Raw genomic sequence first — 17,175 nt, 5'->3', positions numbered from 1 at the left:
GCCGAGGCCCATGCGGTTGCGCAAAGGACTACGCGGGCGCCTGTGTAACAATACACGTTGCACGTCATCCTCCATTGTTGACATGAGATTTACGCACGAGATTCACCTATGAAATGGCTAATTCCCGGGATCTGGCTGAGCGCCATCCTGTTTGCGCACTTCCGCGGCCGCGTCAAGCTGCCGCTGGGCCGCCAATTGCTGGACCATTCAGTGCTGCTCGCCCCCGTCAACGCCTTCATGGTGCTGACCTCGCGGGTTCCGACCACGCCCTACCTGACGACCAGCGAAATCGCCGAACTCAAGGTGCTGGACGACAACTGGGAGACGATCCGCGAAGAGGCGATGCAGATGGCCGAGCTGCGCCGCATCAAGGCCGCCGACACCCATAACGACATCGGCTTCAATTCCTTCTTCAAGTACGGCTGGAAGCGTTTCTACCTGAAGTGGTATGACGCGCGCCACCCGTCCGCCGAGGAACTCTGCCCCAAGACCGTCGCCATCCTGAAGACCCTGCCCAAGGTCAAGGCCGCGATGTTCGCCGAACTCCCGCCCGGCGGCCAGCTGAACCCCCACCGCGACCCGTTCGCCGGGTCGCTGCGCTACCACCTGGGCCTGGTCACCCCCAACGATGACGGCTGCCACATCATCGTCGACGGCGAACACTACAGCTGGCGCGACGGCGAAAGCGTGGTGTTCGACGAAACCTACGTGCACGAAGCCTACAACCACACCGACCAGAACCGCATCATCCTGTTCTGCGACGTGGAGCGCCCGCTGAAGTGGCGCTGGGCCGAAGCCTTCAACCGCTGGTTCGGCCGCGTCGTGATGTCCGCCGCCAGTTCGCCCAACGACGGCGGCGACCAGACCGGCGCGATCAACAAGCTGACCCACGCCCACTGGGTCATCGACCAGAAGCGCAAGGCCTTCAAGGCCTGGAACCGCAAGGTCTACAAGGCCACCAAGTACGGCCTGATCATTCTGGTCGTCGCGGGATTCCTGGCCCTGTAGCCAACGGCGCCCGGCAGGCCCGGGCGCCCTGCTTTCTTGCGCGGCGGCCCCTCAGACGGGGTCGGGCGCGGGCAGCGTCAGCAGCCCGGTATGGTAGTCATAGCCATAGATCTCGCCGTAGCGCCCCCACTCCACCGCGATCTTCAGCACCCGTTCCGCCTCGTCGGGCTTGAGGAATTCTTCCAGCGAGTCCAGGAAGTCTTTTTCGGGCAGCGCGCCGGTGGGCTCCTGTTCCAGGCTGTGGCGGATATGCGCGGCCAACGGCACGTGCGCCAGCAGCTGGCGCCCGAAAATCGCTTGCTTCTGGGCCTGCTCGGCCAGCACGTAGCGCTGGCCCAGCGGCGTCAGGAAGATGTCGCCGCGGTCGATCCGGGCTAAACCGAACAGGCCCAGCGCTTCGCAGGCCGGCAGCAGGTCGTCGTCCGAGATCTCGGCCTCCTCGGCCAGCTTGGGCAGGTCGGCCCGGCCGTTGAACGGCGCTTCCGCCAACACGTCCAGCACGCCTTCCATGCGCTCGACTTCGGTTTGCGGGAAACGGTAGCCCAGACCTTGCTGCAAGGGCGTCGGCACGTCGTGCGCGGGCCGCATGGTCATCAGCGCATAGACCTCGTCGATCAGCGCGCGCACCGGCGCCGAATCCACGTCGCGCGGCCGCGGCAGGCCCACCATGACCTGGCTGCGGATACGTCCCGGGTCGCTGGAAAACACGATGATGCGGTCGGCCATCATCACGGCTTCCTCGATGTTGTGCGACACGATCAGGATGCCCTTGGTGGAAATGCGGCTTTCCTCCCACAACTCCAGCATGTCGTCGCGCAGCGTCTCGCCGGTCAGGACGTCCAGCGCCGAGAATGCCTCGTCCATCAGCAGCACGTCGGGATTCATGACCAGGGCGCGGGCGATGCCGACCCGCTGCCGCATGCCGCCGGAAAGCTCGCGCGGCAGGGCGCCGCCGAAACCGCCCAGGCCCATCAGGTCCAGTACCGCGTCCGCGCGCCTGGCGCGCTCGGCCGGCGCCACGCCCTGCGCCTCCAGGCCCAGCTCGACGTTCTGCTGCGCGGTCAGCCAGGGAAACAGCGCGAACGACTGGAACACCATGGCGATGCCCGAGGCCGGGCCGTACACCGGCTGGCCGCGGTAGGTGACCGTGCCCTGGTCGGCGTTGACCAGGCCCGCCATGATGCGCAGCAGGGTGGACTTGCCCGAACCGGACTTGCCCAGCAGGGCGACGATTTCGCCCTCTTTCAGCGTGAAGTCCACGTGTTCCAGCACATGCCGCTGGGTGCCGTCGGCGGCCCGGAAGGACTTGCCGACGTCATGCAGATCGATCAGGGAAATGGGATCCATGACGAGAGACTCCTAGCGGCCGCGGTCTTCGGCCAGCAAATACAGTTTGCGCCAGAAAAAGCGGTTCAACAGCATCACGAAAATGCTCATGACGCCGATGCCCAGCGCGATGCGGTGGAAATCGCCCAGCTCCGTCATCTGTTTGATGTAGCTGCCCAGGCCATCCGCGACCAGCGAGGTATTGCCCCAGGTCACGTACTCGGCCACGATGCTGGCGTTCCAGGAGCCGCCGCTGGCGGTGATGGCTCCCGTGATGAAGCTGGGAAAGACCGCGGGCAGGTAGACCCGGCGCCACAGCAGCCAGCCCTTGAGCCCCAGGTTGCCCGCCGCCAACCGCAGTTCGTTGGGGATGGTCGAGGCCCCCGCCACCACATTGAACAGGATGTACCACTGGGTGCCGAAGATGATCAGCGGACTCAGCCAGATGTTGGGGTTGAGCTTCAACGCCACCATCACGAACACCACCGCCGGAAACAGCAGGTTCACCGGAAAGGCGGCCAGGAACTGCGCCACCGCCTGGACCCGCTGCGAGTATTTGGGCCGCAGCCCGATCCAGACGGCGATCGGCACCCAGACCGCCGAGGCCAGCGTGATCAGCAGCATGACGCGCACCAGGGTGATGCCTCCCAGCCCGAGCACGTGCAGCACTTCGCCCCAACCCACGTCCTCGTGGACGAAGCGCACCAATTTGTAGGTGGCCAGCAGCGCGCCGGCCGCCAGCAGCGCATCCCAGGCCCGCGTCCAGCGCGGATCGGGCGTCTTGGCGCGGGCGCGGATCGAGGTGCCGTCGTACGGCACGCTGAACCAGCCCAGCGCGCGCCGCATGCGCGCCCAGAAGGCGTTGGACAGCGCCTTCATCCAGCGGCTGCGGCGGGTCCAGTCCAGCAGCCAGGACTGCTGGGCGGCATCGCCCTGCGACTCCTCGAAGCGGAACTTGTCGGCCCAGGCCAGCAGCGGCCGGAAGAACAGCTGGTCGTACAGCAGGATGCCCGCCATCATGGCGCCGATGGCCCAGGCGATGGCGCGGCCGTTTTCCGCGTCGATCGCCACCGCGATATAGGAGCCGATACCGGGCAGCTTGATGTCCTGCCCCGCCACCGAAATGGCCTCGGCGGCAACCAGGAAGAACCAGCCGCCGGACATCGACATCATCATGTTCCAAAGCAGGCCGGGCGTGGCGTATGGCAGCTCCAGCCGCCAGAACCGCTGCCAGCCGGACAAGCGGAAAATGCGCGCCGCCTCGCTCAGCTCGGAGGGCACCGTGCGCATGGATTGGTACAGGCTGAACGCCATGTTCCAGGCCTGGGAGGTGAAGATGGCAAAGATGGCCGCGCATTCCACCCCAAGCAGATTGCCCGGGAACAGGGCGATGAACGGGGCGATCGCGATGGCCTGGAAGCCCAGGATGGGGACGGATTGCAGTATGTCCAGCATCGGAATCATCGCCTTCTCCGCCGCCCGGTACTTGGCGGCGATGGCGGCGAAGACGAAGCTGAACAGCAGCGAGAAGGCCAGCGCCGTGAACATCCGCAGGATGGTGCGCAACAGGTAATACGGCAGGTAGACCGGGTCCAGCGAGATCGGGAGATCTTCCCCGACGGCGAAGGGGCGGCTCATCTGGGAGGCGCCATAGGCCATCAGCGCCAGCACGGCCAGTACCAGGGGCAGCAAAGCCCAGTCCCAGCGGTTCGGGGTCGACCGGGACGACGCGCCCGGGCGGGTACGCGTGCTGAAGAGCTCGAACATGGCGGCTATGCTCCTGGGAGCGGCGAGGGAAGGCCCGCGCATTGAAGCATAACCAGATGACGCGTCTCTGAACGGAAAACGACCTGAAATCCTGCAGTAATACGGGACGGCTCGCGCCGTCCCGCCGCAGTCAACGCTTCAGGGATTCCCAGCTTTTCATCAGCCGCTTCACCGAGACCGGCATGGGCGTGCGCAGCTCCTGCGCGAACAGCGCCACGCGCAGTTCCTCCAGCAGCCAGCGGAACTCGTCCAGGCGGGGGTCGGGCGCCCCCTTCAGCGCGGATCTGGCCCGCTGGTACTGCGTCAGCAGCGGTGCCATCTCTGCCACCAGCTTGGCGTCGCGCGCCGGATCGGCGCGCAGCTTGTCGATGCGCGCCAGCACCGCCTTCAGATAGCGCGGGAAATGCGCCAGCTGGGCGTACGGGGTGTCGCGGATGAACCACTTCGGCATCAGCGCCCCCAACTGGGCCTGCAGGTCCGCATAGGCCGAAGCGTGCGGCTTGGCCTGCGGCAGCTTGCGCTGCACCGCGGCCCACTCCGTCAGCACCGCCCCCGCCAAGCGCGCCACTTCCTGCGCCAGGAGGCCCAGCCGGCCCTTGCCCTCGGCCCGCCGGGCTTCGAACTGCTGCTCGTTGACCGGCCAGGGGTCGGCCAGGCAGGCCTGCCCCAGCGCGCAATCGATGATCTGGTCGCGCAGCTCTTCCTGCGTCCCCAGCGTCATGTAGAGCATGCTGATCTTGGTCAGGTCCACCAGGTTCTTTTCCAGGAATTTCACCTGTTCGCGCAGCCCCAGCCGGAACAGCCTGAGCAAGCCCGCGCGATGGTGCTTGCGCGCTTCGTCCGGATCGTCGAACACGTCCAGGTCGCAATGCGCGCCGCGGTCCACCAGCGCCGGATAGCCGATCACCGACTGCCCGCGCCGCTTGATCTCCATGATCTCCGGCAAGGGGCCGAAAGACCAGGCAGTCAGGTTCTCGTGCGCCAGCGCCTGGGCCACCTGGGTGTCGCTGGCCGCCAACTGCTGGAACGTGGCCTGCGCCTGCTTGCCGAATTCGGCGCGCAGCTGCGCCAGGTTGCGTCCCGCCGCCAGCATGCGGCCGTGTTCGTCCACCACCCGGAAATTCATGAACAGGTGGGCTGGCAGGGTCTCCAGCTTGAAGTCCGCCGCGGCGGGGCGGATCTGCACCTGGTCCCACATGTCGGCGATGATCGCCTCCACCAGCCCCTGCTGGGGATCGGCCTGGCGTTCGAACCAGCGGTCGTAGAAGCCCGCGGCGTAATCCGGCAGCGGCACGCAATGGCGGCGCAGCTTCTGCGGCAGCGACTTCAAGAGCAGGTGCACCTTTTCCTTGAGCATGCCAGGCACCAGCCATTCGCAGCGCGCCGGATCGATCTGATTGAGCGCGAACAGCGGCACCGACAGGGTCACGCCGTCGCGCGGCGAACCCGGTTCGAAGTGGTAATCCAGCGCCATCGACACGCCCTGCCATTCCACCTTCTTGGGGAAGACGTCGGTCGTGACGCCCGCGGCTTCGTGGCGCATCAGCTCGTCGCGCGTCAGCAGCAGCTTGGCGGCGGCCGCCTTGTCCAGCCCCGACACCCACTTTTCCAGCGTCGCCGTCTGCGAAATGTCGGCCGGCAGCTGGCGGTCGTAGAAGGCGTGGATCAGCTCGTCGTCGACCAGGATGTCCGGGCGGCGGGTCTGATGTTCCAGCTTTTCGATGCCCGCGATCAGCTTGCGGTTGTGCGCCACGAAAGCCAGCCGCGTGTCGATCTCGCCCGGCACCAAAGCCTGGCGGATGAACAGCTCGCGCGCCTGGGTCGGATTGACCCGGCCGTACTGAATGCGCCGGCCGGTGTAAATGGTCAGCCCGTACAGCGTGGCCCGTTCATTGGCCACCACTTGCCCGGCCTTCTTTTCCCATCGCGGATCGGACCAGTTCTTGCGGATCAGATGCGCGCCGACCTTTTCCAGCCACACCGGATCGATGCGCGCCACGCAGCGCGCGTACAGGCGGGTGGTCTCGACCAGTTCGGCCGCCATGATCCAGCGCCCCGCCTTTTTCACCAGCCGCGAACCCGGGTGGATATGGAAACGGATCTCGCGCGCGCCCTGGTAGTGGCCGCCTTCGTCGCTCTTGAAGCCGATATTGCCCAACAGGCCCGACAGCAGCGCCATGTGCAGCTGCTCGTAGGTGGCCTCGGTCTGGTTCAGGCGCCAGCCCTGCTCACCGACCAGCGCGGCCAGCTGGGTGTGCACGTCGTGCCATTCGCGCAGCCGGATCGGCGACAGGAAATTCTGGCGCAGCAGGGCCACCAGCTTGCGCTGCGAGGCCTTGTGCTGCACCTGCTCGCCATACCAGCGCCACAGCTTCAGGAAGGAGATGAACTCGGACTTGTCGTCGGCGAACTTGGCGTGCGCCGCCTCGGCGGCCTCGCGCTCCTGCATGGGCCGGTCGCGCGCGTCCTGCACCGACAGGGCCGAGGCAATGATCAGCATCTCGGCCAGGCACTGGTGTTCACGCGCGGCCAGGATCATGCGGCCGATGCGCGGGTCCACCGGCAGCTTGGCCAGTTCGTGGCCCGTGCGCGTCAGCACGAAGGACGAGCCGGTGCGCGAAGCATCCGTGTCGTCGTCCGAGGCCGACGCCAGTTCGATCGCGCCCAGCTCCTGCAGCAGGTGGTAGCCGTCGGCCACCGCGCGGCCCGGCGGCGCCTCGACGAAGGGGAACTGCTCGATGTCGTCCAGCTTCAGCGACTTCATCCGCAGGATGACCGAGGCCAGCGACGAGCGCAGCACTTCCGGATCCGTGAACGGCGCGCGGTTGTTGAAGTCCAGCTCGTCGTAGAGCCGGATGCAGACGCCCGGCCCCACCCGGCCGCAACGGCCGGCGCGCTGGTTGGCCGAGGCGCGGCTGATCGGCTCGATGCGCAGCTGCTCGACCTTGTTGCGCCAGGAATAGCGCTTGATGCGCGCCAGCCCGCTGTCGACCACGAAGCGGATGCCCGGCACGGTCAGCGAGGTTTCCGCCACGTTGGTGGCCAGCACGATGCGCCGCGCATTGGTGCGCGGATGAAAGATCTGCTCCTGCTCGGCCTGCGACAGGCGCGCGTACAGCGGCAAGACCTCGGTGCCGGCCGGATGGCGCTTGCGCAGCGCCTCGGCGGATTCGCGGATCTCGCGCTCGCCGGGCAGGAACACCAGCACATCACCGGGGCCGTGCCGCGCGCATTCGTCCACGGCGTCCACGATGGCGTCGATCAGGTCGCGCTCTTCGTCGCCGGACATGCGTTCGCGGTCGCGGCCGGGCTTGGCCGGCGCGGCTTCGTCTTCCGCCAGTTCCTCGCGCACGGGGCGGTAGCGGACCTCGACGGGATACAGCCGGCCGGACACCTCGATGACGGGCGCCAGCTTGTCCTCGGACGCGGCAAAGTGCCGGGCGAAGCGCTCGGCGTCGATGGTGGCCGAGGTGATGATGATTTTCAGATCCGGGCGGCGCGGCAGCAGCTGCTTCAGGTAGCCCAGCAGGAAATCGATGTTCAGGCTGCGCTCGTGCGCCTCGTCGATGATGATGGTGTCGTAGCGGCGCAAGAGCGGATCGCGCTGCGACTCGGCCAGCAGGATGCCGTCCGTCATCAGCTTGATGGACGCGTTGGGGCCGGTGCGGTCGTTGAAGCGCACCTGGTAGCCCACCACCTCGCCCATGGGCGTGTTCAGCTCTTCCGCGATGCGCTTGGCCACCGAGGTCGCGGCCAGGCGGCGCGGCTGGGTGTGGCCGATCATCTTCTGGCGGCCGCGGCCCAGTTCCAGGCAGATCTTGGGCAGCTGGGTGGTCTTGCCCGAGCCGGTTTCGCCGCTGACGATCACCACCTGGTGGCTGGCGATGGCGCGCGCGATCTCCTGGCGCCGCGCACTGACGGGCAGGTCTTCGGGGTAGGTGACCACGGGTATGGGCCGCTCGGGACGCGGCGCGCGGCGCGCGTTCTGCGCGTCCGCCGCTGCCGCTGGAGCCGCCGCGTCCGCGGCCTTGGGCGCACGCGGGCTGGAGGATTCAGGCATGTACGATTAGTCCGGTTAGCCCGGCATTATAAATTTCCGCGGCTCTCCTGCTGGCGCCGCGGGCGCAAACCGGAAAATCCGGCACCAAATTGGCACTCTTTTCCGCCTGCGCCGGGGCGCGACGGTCATATAATTTCGCCACGCCGTCGCCCGACGGCGCTATGGCGCGGCACTGCGCCGCGTTTTTGCTTACTCTCAGGAATCCTTCCACCCATCATGCCCGACCTGGAACCAGACACCGTCTCCGCCCTCGAAGCCCCAGAATTCGCACCCGCCCAGTTCGTCCGATGGTTCCGAGAAGTGGCGCCTTATGTGCATGCGTTCCGAGGCAAGACGTTCGTGGTGGCGTTCGGCGGTGAACTGGTGCAGGCCGGCGCGCTGAACGCGCTGGTGCAAGACCTGTCGCTGCTGTCCTCGCTGGGCATCCGCCTGGTGCTGGTGCACGGCTCGCGTCCGCAGGTCAATGAGCAGCTGCGCCTGAAGGGCTTTACCCAGCAATTCGACCGCGGCCTGTCGCCCACCGACGCCGCCGCGCTGGAATGCGCCAAGGAAGCCGCCGGCGAGATCCGCCTGGACATCGAGGCCGCCTTCAGCCAGGGGCTGCCCAACACGCCCATGTCGCACGCCCATATCCGCGTGATCTCCGGCAACTTCGTCACCGCCCGCCCGACCGGCGTGCTGGACGGGGTGGACTACAAGCACACCGGCCAGGTGCGCAAGATCGACATCGACGCGCTCAAGTTCGCCATCGAGAAGGGCTCGTCCGTGGTGCTGCTGTCGCCGCTCGGCTTCTCGCCCACCGGCGACGCCTTCAACCTGGCCATGGAAGACCTGGCCACCAGCGTCGCCGTGGCGCTGCGCGCTGAAAAACTGATCTTCCTGTCCAGCTCGCAGGGCGTGCTGAACGACGACGGCACGCTGGACACCGAACTGGCCCGCGTGGATGCCGACGCGCTGCTGGCCGGCGGCGAACTCGACGAAGAGACCCACGCCTTCCTGCAGTACGCCTCGCTGGCGGTCAAACGCGGCGTGGCCCGCGCCCACCTGCTGCCGTTCGCCCTGGACGGCAGCGTGCTGCTGGAAATCTTCACCCACGACGGCGTGGGCACCATGGTGGTGGAAGACACGCTGGACGATCTGCGCGCCGCCACCATCGACGACGTGGGCGCCATCCTCAGCCTGATCGAACCGCTGGAAGCGGACGGCACCCTGGTGCCGCGCCCGCGCAGCGTGGTCGAGCGCGACGTGGAAAACTTCACCGTGCTGGAGCACGACGGCGTCATCTACGGCTGCGCGGCCCTGCACAGTTTCCCCGAAGAACAGATGGCCGAAATGGCCTGCCTGATCGTGCATCCGGAATGGCAAGGTTCGGGCGAAGGCGAGATCCTGCTGCGCCACATGGAATCGCGCGCACGCGCCGTCGGCGCCAAGCGCCTGTTCGTGCTGACGACGCGGACCTCGCACTGGTTCATGAAGCGCGGTTTCGTGCAGGGCGGCATCGCCGACCTGCCGCGCGAAAAGCAGCACAATTACAACCGTTCACGCAACAGCCTGGTCTTCATCAAGAAGCTGTAACAACCGGGCTACCCGCAGGGTCCGCAGGGCTTAGTCGCCGTCACGGCGCCAAGCCCGTTAAAATGCGGGATTACTCATTTCTTCCGGCAGCGAACCATGGCCCGTATCGTCAACTGTGTAAAACTGAAGCGTGAAGCCGAAGGGCTGGATTTCCCCCCCTACCCCGGCGAACTCGGCACCAAGATCTGGCAGAGCATTTCCAAGGAAGCTTGGGAAGAATGGAAGGGCATCCAAACGCGCCTGGTCAATGAAAACCGCCTGAACCTGGCGGACGCCCGTGCGCGCAAGTACCTGAAAGAACAGATGGAGCGCTTCCTGTTCGAAGACGGCGCCGTCGAAGCCCAGGGTTACGTTCCGCCCTCGGCCTGATCCGGTCGCGCCCTTTCCGGCCGCCACCAGATGGCGGCCGACCCGATACAGCCCCTCGCCCGCGAGGGGCTGTTCATTTCCGGCGCCAGCGTCCGCCTTGGCGCCGGCCTTAAGATTCAAGTATTGCTGGCCGTATCATCGCTGTCATGAAAGAAGAATCGCGCCTGTCCCCCTCCTCGCCCATCGAACGCGCGCTCGGCATCGCGCCCGACCGCCGCACGGGTACGCTGCAGGACGTGCAGCACGTGGTGATCCTGATGCAGGAAAACCGGTCCTTCGACCATTATTTCGGCACCTTGCCGGGCGTGCGCGGGTTCGCCGATCCGCATCCCGCGCCCACGCTGGCGGGCGACGTGCTGACTCAGGCCGACGGCGCGGCCCGGGTCCGTCCCTATGCGCTGCAAGCGGAATACGCCAGCGATGCGCGGGTGGGCTACATCACGCCGCATACCTGGGACGACGCGCAGCGCGCCTGGAACGACGGCCGCATGGATCAATGGCTGTCCGCCAAGAGCCGGCTCGGCATGGGCGCCTATCGCGGCGCGGAAATACCGTTCCAGACCGCGCTGGCAAACGCCTTCACCCTGTGCGACGCGTATCACTGCTCGATCCACGCAGGCACCAATCCCAACCGCCTGTTCCTGTGGACCGGCACCAATGATCCGCAAGGCCAGGCCGGCGGCCCGGCCCTGGTCAACACCTACGACCGCCTGGGACCGGCCGGCGAAGGCTACGCCTGGACCACCTACCCCGAACGCCTGCAGGATGCCGGCGTGGACTGGCGCATCTACCAGGACATGGCGGACAACTACCACGACAATCCGCTGGCCGGCTTCCAGCAATACCGCCGGCAGCATGCCGACGCCGCCGGCGACGCGCCCTTGCGCGACCGCGGCCTGTCGACCTGCACGCTGGACGAGCTGGCGCGCGACGTCGCCCGCGGCACGCTACCGCAGGTGTCGTGGATCATCGCGCCCACGGCCGACTCCGAGCATCCCGAGGTCTCCTCCCCCGTGCGGGGCGGCGCCTACACGGAACGCGTGCTGGAGATCCTGACGCGCAATCCGGAGGTATGGAGCCGCTGCGTGTTCTTCGTCACGTACGACGAGAACGACTGCTTTTTCGACCACATGCCGCCGCCCGCGCCGCCCGCCCGCGCGCCCGACGGCCAGTCGGGCGGCCTGTCCACGGTCGAGCTGGACGGCGAATACCACGATACCCGCCACGGCCCCAGCGCCGCCACGCCTGACGACCCTGCCGGCCTGCACGGCCGCGGGTTCGGCTTGGGGCCGCGCGTGCCGATGTTGGTGGTATCGCCCTGGAGCCGCGGCGGCTGGGTCAATTCCCAGGTGTTCGACCACACTTCGGTGATCCGCTTCCTGGAAGCGCGCTTCGGCGTGCTTGAACCCAACATCAGCGCATGGCGGCGCGAGATCGCCGGCGACCTGACTTCGGCCTTCGACTTCACTGCCGCCCGCGGTGCGCACGCCGAAGGCCGGCGCCAGGCTTGCGCCCTGCCCTATGCGCTGGACGTGCAGGGGCGCATGGCCGCCGACGGCGGGCATTACCGGCTTACCCTGCGCAACCCCGGCGCCGCGGCCGCGGTGCTGCATGTCTACGACCGCCACGCGCTGGAACACGCGCCGCGCCGCTACACCGTGAGCGCGGGCGCGCGGCTGGACGACGGCTGGCGCCTGCACGCAGGCGGCGCCTATGACTTGTGGCTGTTGGGCCCCGACGGTCTGCACCGGCAGTTCCGCGGCGATGCGCGCGATGCCGGAACGCTGGAAGCGCAAGTGGCGGCGACGGCGACGGGCCTGAGCCTGCGCCTCGTCAATCGCGCGGAAATACCGCAGCCAGTGAAAGTGGAGTCGCGCATGGGCGACGGCTGGTGCGCCATGGCGCACGTGCAGGCGGACGGCTCGCTGGAGCTTGCCTATGGCGGTTGCCAGGGATGGTACGACCTGGAGATCAGCGCGCCCGCCATGCCGGCCTTCAGCCGCAGGCTGGCGGGCCGCATCGACGCCGGCAAAGCCGGCCTGCCGGACCCGCGGCTGGAAGCAGGGGCGTCGCTGCCCCTGGAATGATGCCTGGCGACCGAGGGGCCGCCGGGCATCCGGTAGTTACTCTTCCGTGTCTTCTTCTTCGCCGCGCGCCAGGCGCTCGGTGTTCTTCACGCCGGTGTGGCGCACGTCGGCGCCCTTGACCATGTAGATCACGCGCTCGGACATGTTCTTGGCATGGTCGCCGATGCGCTCCAGCGCGCGGGCGATGAAGATCATGTCGATGGCGCGCGAAATGGTGCGCGGATCTTCGATCATGTAAGTGATCAGGTGGCGCAGCGCGCCCTTCCATTCCTTGTCCACTTCCTTGTCGCTGCGCACCACGGCGGCGGCCTGGATGGGGTCAAGGCGGGCGAACGCGTCCAGCGCCTGATGCAGCATGGTGCGCACATTGGCGGCCATGTGGCGCAGTTCGATCACCGGGATATGGCGCAGTTCGGCTTCGTGGATGCGACGCGCGACGGTGGCGACCTTCTCGGCCTCATCGCCCGAACGCTCCATGTCGGTCAGCATCTTGGACACGGCCATCAGCATGCGCAGGTCGATGGCGGTAGGCTGGTGGCGCGCCAGGATGCGGCTGATGCTCTCGTCGATTTCGACTTCGTGGCGGTTGACTTCCTTTTCCCGCTCACGGACTTTCTCGACCAGCGAAATGTCGCCGCTGGCGAGCGCGTCGATGGCCTCCTGGATCATGGCTTCCACCAGGCCGCCCATTTGCAGGAACTGCGAACGGACACTTTCCAGGTCCGCATCGAACTGCTTGTTTGTATGCTCCGACATCCGGGCTCCCTGCGTGTTTGGTCTCATTGCACTGCCCTGAAAAAAGGATATTACGAGTTGGGCCTGCACAACCCGCAAGGTTATGACCCAAGTGTGACAGGATTATGAACACGGACCCCGGCCGCCACAAGGCGGGCCGGCCGGGGCGACGCCGGGAAGCGTCGGCAGCGGACTCAGGCGCGGCGGTCCAGGCGGCGGATGCCGTTTTGCGTGGCCAGCAGGGCCACGTCGGCGCCCGCGATCGCGAACAGGCCGCAGGTCACCACGCCCGCCAGATTGTTGACCCGGGCTTCCAGGCCCGGCGCGTCGGTGATGGACAGGCCGGACACGTCCAGGATGACGTTACCGTTATCGGTGACGAATCCCTCGCGCAGCTTGGGCTGGCCGCCCAGCGCCGCCAGGGCGCGCGCCACGGATGCGCGCGCCATCGGGATGACTTCGACAGGCAGCGGGAACTTGCCCATGGTCTGCACCAGCTTGGACTCGTCGGCGATGCAGATGAAGCGCTCGGCCACCGAGGCCACGATCTTCTCGCGCGTCAGCGCGCCGCCGCCGCCCTTGATCATGTGCAGGTTGGCGTCGATCTCGTCGGCGCCGTCCACATAGATCGGCATGCTGGTGATGTCGTTCAGGTCCAGCACCTTCAGCCCGTGTCCGGCAAGCCGGGCGGCGCTGCGCTCGGAACTGGCCACCGTGCCGCCGATCCGGCCCTTGAAACGGGCCAGGCCGTCGATGAAAAGATCAGCCGTGGAGCCCGTGCCTACGCCGATGATGGCGTCGGGTCCTGCGACCTGTTCAACGAATTCCAGGGCCGCGTCTGCGGCTTGCTGCTTGAGTTCTTGCTGGGAAAGCATGGCGAAAAATGCGGGAAGGTTTGTCGAGCCAGGAAATTTAGCACGCGGCGGCGGGCCACGCCCGCGCCAGGATGGCCTGCGCATCCGCGCCCGCGGCCAGTTCGCCGAACACGCCGCCACCCGCGATCAGGCGGCTGGCGACGAAAGCCTGCGCCACCGGCGCGGGCGCATGCTGGATCAGCAAGGCAGCCTGCCACAGCCGCGCCAGGCCGGCGGCGATGCGGCGCGCCTGGAACTCGGCCTGGGCGCCGTCGGCCAACAAGGTCCGCCAGCGCGCCAGCGCGTCGTCGAAATCCTGGTACTGGCCCGCCGCCTGCGCGAACTCGCGCTCCAGCGCGGGCAGCGCCCCGGCCTCGCGCTGCAAGGCGCGCAACACGTCCAGCGCCATGACGTTGCCGGATCCCTCCCAGATGGAGTTGACCGGCGTTTCGCGGTAAAGCCGGGGCATGGGGCCGTCGTCCACGTAGCCGTTGCCGCCCCAGACCTCCATGCATTCGGCCACCGCGGCGATGGCGCGCTTGCAGACCCAAAGCTTGGCGGCGGGAGTACCCACGCGGACCAGGGCGCGCGCCTCGGCGTCGGCGCGCTCGTCCACGGCGCGCGCCAGCCGCAGCCCCAGCATCATGGCCGCCTCGCTTTCAAGCGCCAGGTCGGCCAGCACGTTGCGCATCAGCGGCTGCCCGATCAGGGGCTTGCCGAAGGCGTGGCGATGGCGCGCATGATGCGCCGACTGCACCAGCGCCTGCCGCAGCAGCGCCGCGCTGCCCAGCACGCAATCCAGCCGGGTGGTGGCGGCCATCTCCAGCAACACGGCCAGGCCGCGGCCCGGTTCGCCCACCATGACGCCCCAGGCATCCTCGAATTCGACCTCGGCGCTGGCGTTGCTGCGATTGCCGAGCTTGTCCTTCAGCCGGCGCACGCGCACGGCATTGCGCGGCCCGTCCGGTATCCAGCGCGGCACGAAAAAGCAGCTGAGCCCTTCGTCGGTCTGCGCCAGCACCAGATGCGCGTCGGCCTGCGGCACCGAGAAAAACCATTTATGGCCGACCAGTAAATAGGCGCGGCCGCGGCCGGGCGCGCCCAGCGGCGTGGCGCGCGTGGTGACGGCGCGCAGGTCAGAACCACCTTGTTTTTCGGTCAGGCCCATGCCTATCAGGGCCGAGCGCTTGGCGGCCAGCGGCGCGTCGGCGCCGTCGAACTCGCGGGAATACAAGGCGTTCAGCCACTGCCCGCCAAAGTCCACGACGCCCGCAGGCTCGCGCTGCAACAGCGGCACGGCGGCAAAAGTCATGGTGGTGGGACACAAGCTGCCCGCCTCGACCTGCCCCTGCATGACATAGGCCGCGGCCCGCGCCACCTGCGCACCCGGCTCGGGTTGGGCCCAGGCGCGGCTGTGCAGGCCGCGCGCCATGATGCCGCCCATCAGCAGATTCCAGGACGGATGGAACTCGACGCGGTCGATGCGATGGCCGCCGCGGTCGTAGCTGACCAGGCGCGGCGTGCAGCGGTTGGCCTGCGCGCCGGCGTCCAGCGTCTGCGCGCGGCCCAGCCAGGCGCCGTGCGCCGCCAGTTCCGGCTCCCAGGCTTGCGCGCCTTCGCGCCGCACCGCCTCGCGCAAGGCCGGATCGGTCTCGTACAAGGAGTAGTCCTCCAGGGGCGGCACCTGGTTGGATACGGTATGCGTCGCGAACGATGACATGGCTGCTCCCTGGATCGGTCCACTGATGCGCCGCCCGCCCGCGGCGCGGTCTGCCCCTTCCGCCCTATCTGGCCATTGGCGCCACCAGGGCCCAGGGCCGCAGCGCTTCGACCTGCGCTGCCAGTTCCAGCAACAGCGCCTCGCTGCCCAGCGGCCCCATCAGCTGGATGCCGATGGGCAGGCCATCGGACGACATGCCGAAGGGGATGGAGATGGCGGGCATGCCCGTCAGATTGGCCAAAGGCGCGAAAGGCGAATAACCGATGACGCCCTTCTTGCCCAAACGGTAGGCCAGGTAGTCGGCGTTGTCCATGGCGTAGCGGCCAATGGCCGCCGGCGGCTGCGCCAGCACAGGGCTGAGGAACAGGTCGTAGCCTTGCGTGCCGTCGCGTTCCAGGAAGCGGCCGACCCGGCGCGTGATCTCGTGGCAGGTATCGACGCAGGCCACGTACTGCGCGCCGGAGATGGCGCGGGCGTACTCGCGCGCGCCCAGCGTGGTCGGCTGCAGTTCGTCGGCGGCCAGGCGGCGGCCGCGCGCGGCCACGAAGGCATCGATGGCGTTGGCCGCCGCGCTCGCGATCAGCGGCAGCATGGGCGACAGCACCTCCTCGGATCCCACCGGCGGCGCGGCAGGCGCCAATTCATGGCCCAGCGAGGCGAAGAGGCGCGCGGCCTCGTCCACGACGGCCGCCACTTCAGGATGGATGGCCTCGCCCTCGTAGGTGGTGTTGACGAAGGCGATGCGGCGCCGCGCAGCCGATTGCGGATCGGCGGCCACGCGCGCCACCACGGCGCGATAGGAATCCGTCGGCAGCGCCGGTGCGGCATATGGCGCGCCCACGTCGGCGCCGGCGCTGATGTCCAGCGACGCGGCGCAGTCGCGCACCGACAGGGTCATCATGTGTTCGGTGGCCAGGCCGCCCCAGCCTTCGCCCTTCAGCGGACCCAGCGGCATCAGGCCGCGCGAAGGTTTCAGGCCCAGCACGCCGCAGCAGGACGAGGGAATGCGGATGGACCCGCCGCCGTCGCTGCCATGGGCGATGCGCACCATGCCGCTGGCCAGCGCGGCGCCCGCTCCGCCGCTGGACCCGCCCGCGCTATGGCCCGCCTTCCAGGGATTCTGCGTGGCCGGTCCGTAGACCGGCGATTCGGTGGTGGGGCTCAGGCCCAGTTCCGCGCTGGTCGTGCGGCCGAACGGAATCAGGCCGGCACGACGGTAGCGCTTGACGATCTCGGCGTCGACGTTCCATTCCACCTGGCCATACAGCACCGACCCCATGGCGCTGGGCAGGCCCAACGCCGCGGTGCCCAGATCCTTGAGCAAGGTGGGCACGCCCAGGAACGGCCGCTTCTGCAATTGCGCCAAGCGCTGTTCCTGCGACAGGCCGCCCAGTTCCTCGTCCAGCGACTGCGCCAGGCGCAGGCCGATTTCCGCCTGCATGCCGCAGGCCGCGTTGATCGAGGGATTGCGGGCCGCCACCCGATCCACCGCCTGCTGCATCGCAGCAAGCGCAGTGGTGGCCCCTTGTGCGATATCGGCGCCCTGCGCCGTCGCGTCCGGGGTGGAGGAATCATGGCGTTCAGCGGTGCTCATGCTTGCAATGCTCCAGGTATCTGACGGCGGATTGCCGCTAGCGCCAGGATATCGGCAGTCGCAGCGGGCAACAAGCTCAC

11 protein-coding genes are annotated in these 17,175 nt (G+C 67.8%); 4 read left to right on the top strand and 7 right to left on the bottom strand.

What is annotated here, in order from left to right:
• The first annotated feature begins 108 nt into the window (after window positions 1–108).
• A complete protein-coding gene (gene lpxO / locus ACM1PE_RS05855; protein ID WP_059380421.1) occupies window positions 109–1,008 on the top strand; it encodes a lipid A hydroxylase LpxO in 900 nt (299 codons plus the stop codon).
• Window positions 1,009–1,059: 51 nt separating this feature from the next.
• Here lpxO and ACM1PE_RS05850 read toward each other — a convergent pair whose 3' ends face one another.
• The 3 genes from ACM1PE_RS05850 to hrpA form a co-directional block, all read right to left on the bottom strand.
• On the bottom strand, window positions 1,060–2,355 hold the full coding sequence (locus ACM1PE_RS05850) for an AAA-associated domain-containing protein (RefSeq protein ID WP_251877109.1): 1,296 nt from the start codon (window positions 2,353–2,355) through the stop codon (window positions 1,060–1,062).
• Window positions 2,356–2,367: 12 nt separating this feature from the next.
• Window positions 2,368–4,101 carry an ABC transporter permease gene (locus ACM1PE_RS05845; RefSeq protein WP_059380423.1) on the bottom strand — a complete coding sequence of 578 codons (1,734 nt, stop codon included), beginning with the start codon at window positions 4,099–4,101 and terminating at the stop codon, window positions 2,368–2,370.
• A 130-nt stretch (window positions 4,102–4,231) separates the two neighbouring features.
• Window positions 4,232–8,161, bottom strand: a complete 3,930-nt coding sequence (gene hrpA, locus ACM1PE_RS05840; protein WP_419342673.1) for an ATP-dependent RNA helicase HrpA — start codon at window positions 8,159–8,161, stop codon at window positions 4,232–4,234.
• 216 nt (window positions 8,162–8,377) lie between these two features.
• On the opposite strand from hrpA, the gene argA reads away from it, so the two are divergent.
• From argA to ACM1PE_RS05825, 3 genes are all read left to right on the top strand, one after another.
• Window positions 8,378–9,736: an amino-acid N-acetyltransferase gene (gene argA, locus ACM1PE_RS05835; RefSeq protein WP_054451170.1), complete on the top strand. Its 1,359-nt coding sequence runs from the start codon at window positions 8,378–8,380 to the stop codon at window positions 9,734–9,736.
• A gap of 96 nt (window positions 9,737–9,832) precedes the next feature.
• Window positions 9,833–10,105 carry an oxidative damage protection protein gene (locus ACM1PE_RS05830; protein ID WP_059380425.1) on the top strand — a complete coding sequence of 91 codons (273 nt, stop codon included), beginning with the start codon at window positions 9,833–9,835 and terminating at the stop codon, window positions 10,103–10,105.
• A gap of 146 nt (window positions 10,106–10,251) precedes the next feature.
• The gene (locus tag ACM1PE_RS05825; RefSeq protein WP_419342672.1) at window positions 10,252–12,192 is read left to right on the top strand and encodes a phosphocholine-specific phospholipase C; all 1,941 of its coding nucleotides are present in this window, start codon (window positions 10,252–10,254) and stop codon (window positions 12,190–12,192) included.
• A 36-nt stretch (window positions 12,193–12,228) separates the two neighbouring features.
• Here ACM1PE_RS05825 and phoU read toward each other — a convergent pair whose 3' ends face one another.
• The 4 genes from phoU to ACM1PE_RS05805 form a co-directional block, all read right to left on the bottom strand.
• Window positions 12,229–12,948 (bottom strand): phosphate signaling complex protein PhoU, encoded by a 720-nt coding sequence (gene phoU, locus ACM1PE_RS05820; protein WP_054451167.1) that lies wholly within the window; start codon window positions 12,946–12,948, stop codon window positions 12,229–12,231.
• 173 nt (window positions 12,949–13,121) lie between these two features.
• Complete coding sequence (rpiA, locus tag ACM1PE_RS05815) at window positions 13,122–13,802, bottom strand: ribose-5-phosphate isomerase RpiA (protein WP_059380427.1); 681 nt, start codon at window positions 13,800–13,802, stop codon at window positions 13,122–13,124.
• A gap of 37 nt (window positions 13,803–13,839) precedes the next feature.
• Window positions 13,840–15,501 (bottom strand): isovaleryl-CoA dehydrogenase, encoded by a 1,662-nt coding sequence (locus tag ACM1PE_RS05810; protein ID WP_419342671.1) that lies wholly within the window; start codon window positions 15,499–15,501, stop codon window positions 13,840–13,842.
• Between the two features lie 64 nt (window positions 15,502–15,565).
• Window positions 15,566–17,095, bottom strand: a complete 1,530-nt coding sequence (locus ACM1PE_RS05805; RefSeq protein ID WP_419342670.1) for an amidase — start codon at window positions 17,093–17,095, stop codon at window positions 15,566–15,568.
• Between the last annotated feature and the right edge of the window lie 80 nt (window positions 17,096–17,175).

Origin of the sequence: Achromobacter sp. PD1, from assembly GCF_048541815.1 — a bacterium.
GTDB lineage: Bacteria > Pseudomonadota > Gammaproteobacteria > Burkholderiales > Burkholderiaceae_B > Achromobacter > Achromobacter bronchisepticus_A.
The sequence above is the reverse complement of the archived record's forward strand: the minus strand, read 5'-3'. Positions and strand labels throughout refer to the sequence as shown.

Coding starts and splice junctions, on each gene's coding strand:
- lpxO (WP_059380421.1), top strand. CDS start 109: ATGAAATGGCTAATTCCCGGGATCTGGCTGAGCGCCATCCTGTTTGCG.
- ACM1PE_RS05850 (WP_251877109.1), bottom strand. CDS start 2,355: ATGGATCCCATTTCCCTGATCGATCTGCATGACGTCGGCAAGTCCTTC.
- ACM1PE_RS05845 (WP_059380423.1), bottom strand. CDS start 4,101: ATGTTCGAGCTCTTCAGCACGCGTACCCGCCCGGGCGCGTCGTCCCGG.
- hrpA (WP_419342673.1), bottom strand. CDS start 8,161: ATGCCTGAATCCTCCAGCCCGCGTGCGCCCAAGGCCGCGGACGCGGCG.
- argA (WP_054451170.1), top strand. CDS start 8,378: ATGCCCGACCTGGAACCAGACACCGTCTCCGCCCTCGAAGCCCCAGAA.
- ACM1PE_RS05830 (WP_059380425.1), top strand. CDS start 9,833: ATGGCCCGTATCGTCAACTGTGTAAAACTGAAGCGTGAAGCCGAAGGG.
- ACM1PE_RS05825 (WP_419342672.1), top strand. CDS start 10,252: ATGAAAGAAGAATCGCGCCTGTCCCCCTCCTCGCCCATCGAACGCGCG.
- phoU (WP_054451167.1), bottom strand. CDS start 12,948: ATGTCGGAGCATACAAACAAGCAGTTCGATGCGGACCTGGAAAGTGTC.
- rpiA (WP_059380427.1), bottom strand. CDS start 13,802: ATGCTTTCCCAGCAAGAACTCAAGCAGCAAGCCGCAGACGCGGCCCTG.
- ACM1PE_RS05810 (WP_419342671.1), bottom strand. CDS start 15,501: ATGTCATCGTTCGCGACGCATACCGTATCCAACCAGGTGCCGCCCCTG.
- ACM1PE_RS05805 (WP_419342670.1), bottom strand. CDS start 17,095: ATGAGCACCGCTGAACGCCATGATTCCTCCACCCCGGACGCGACGGCG.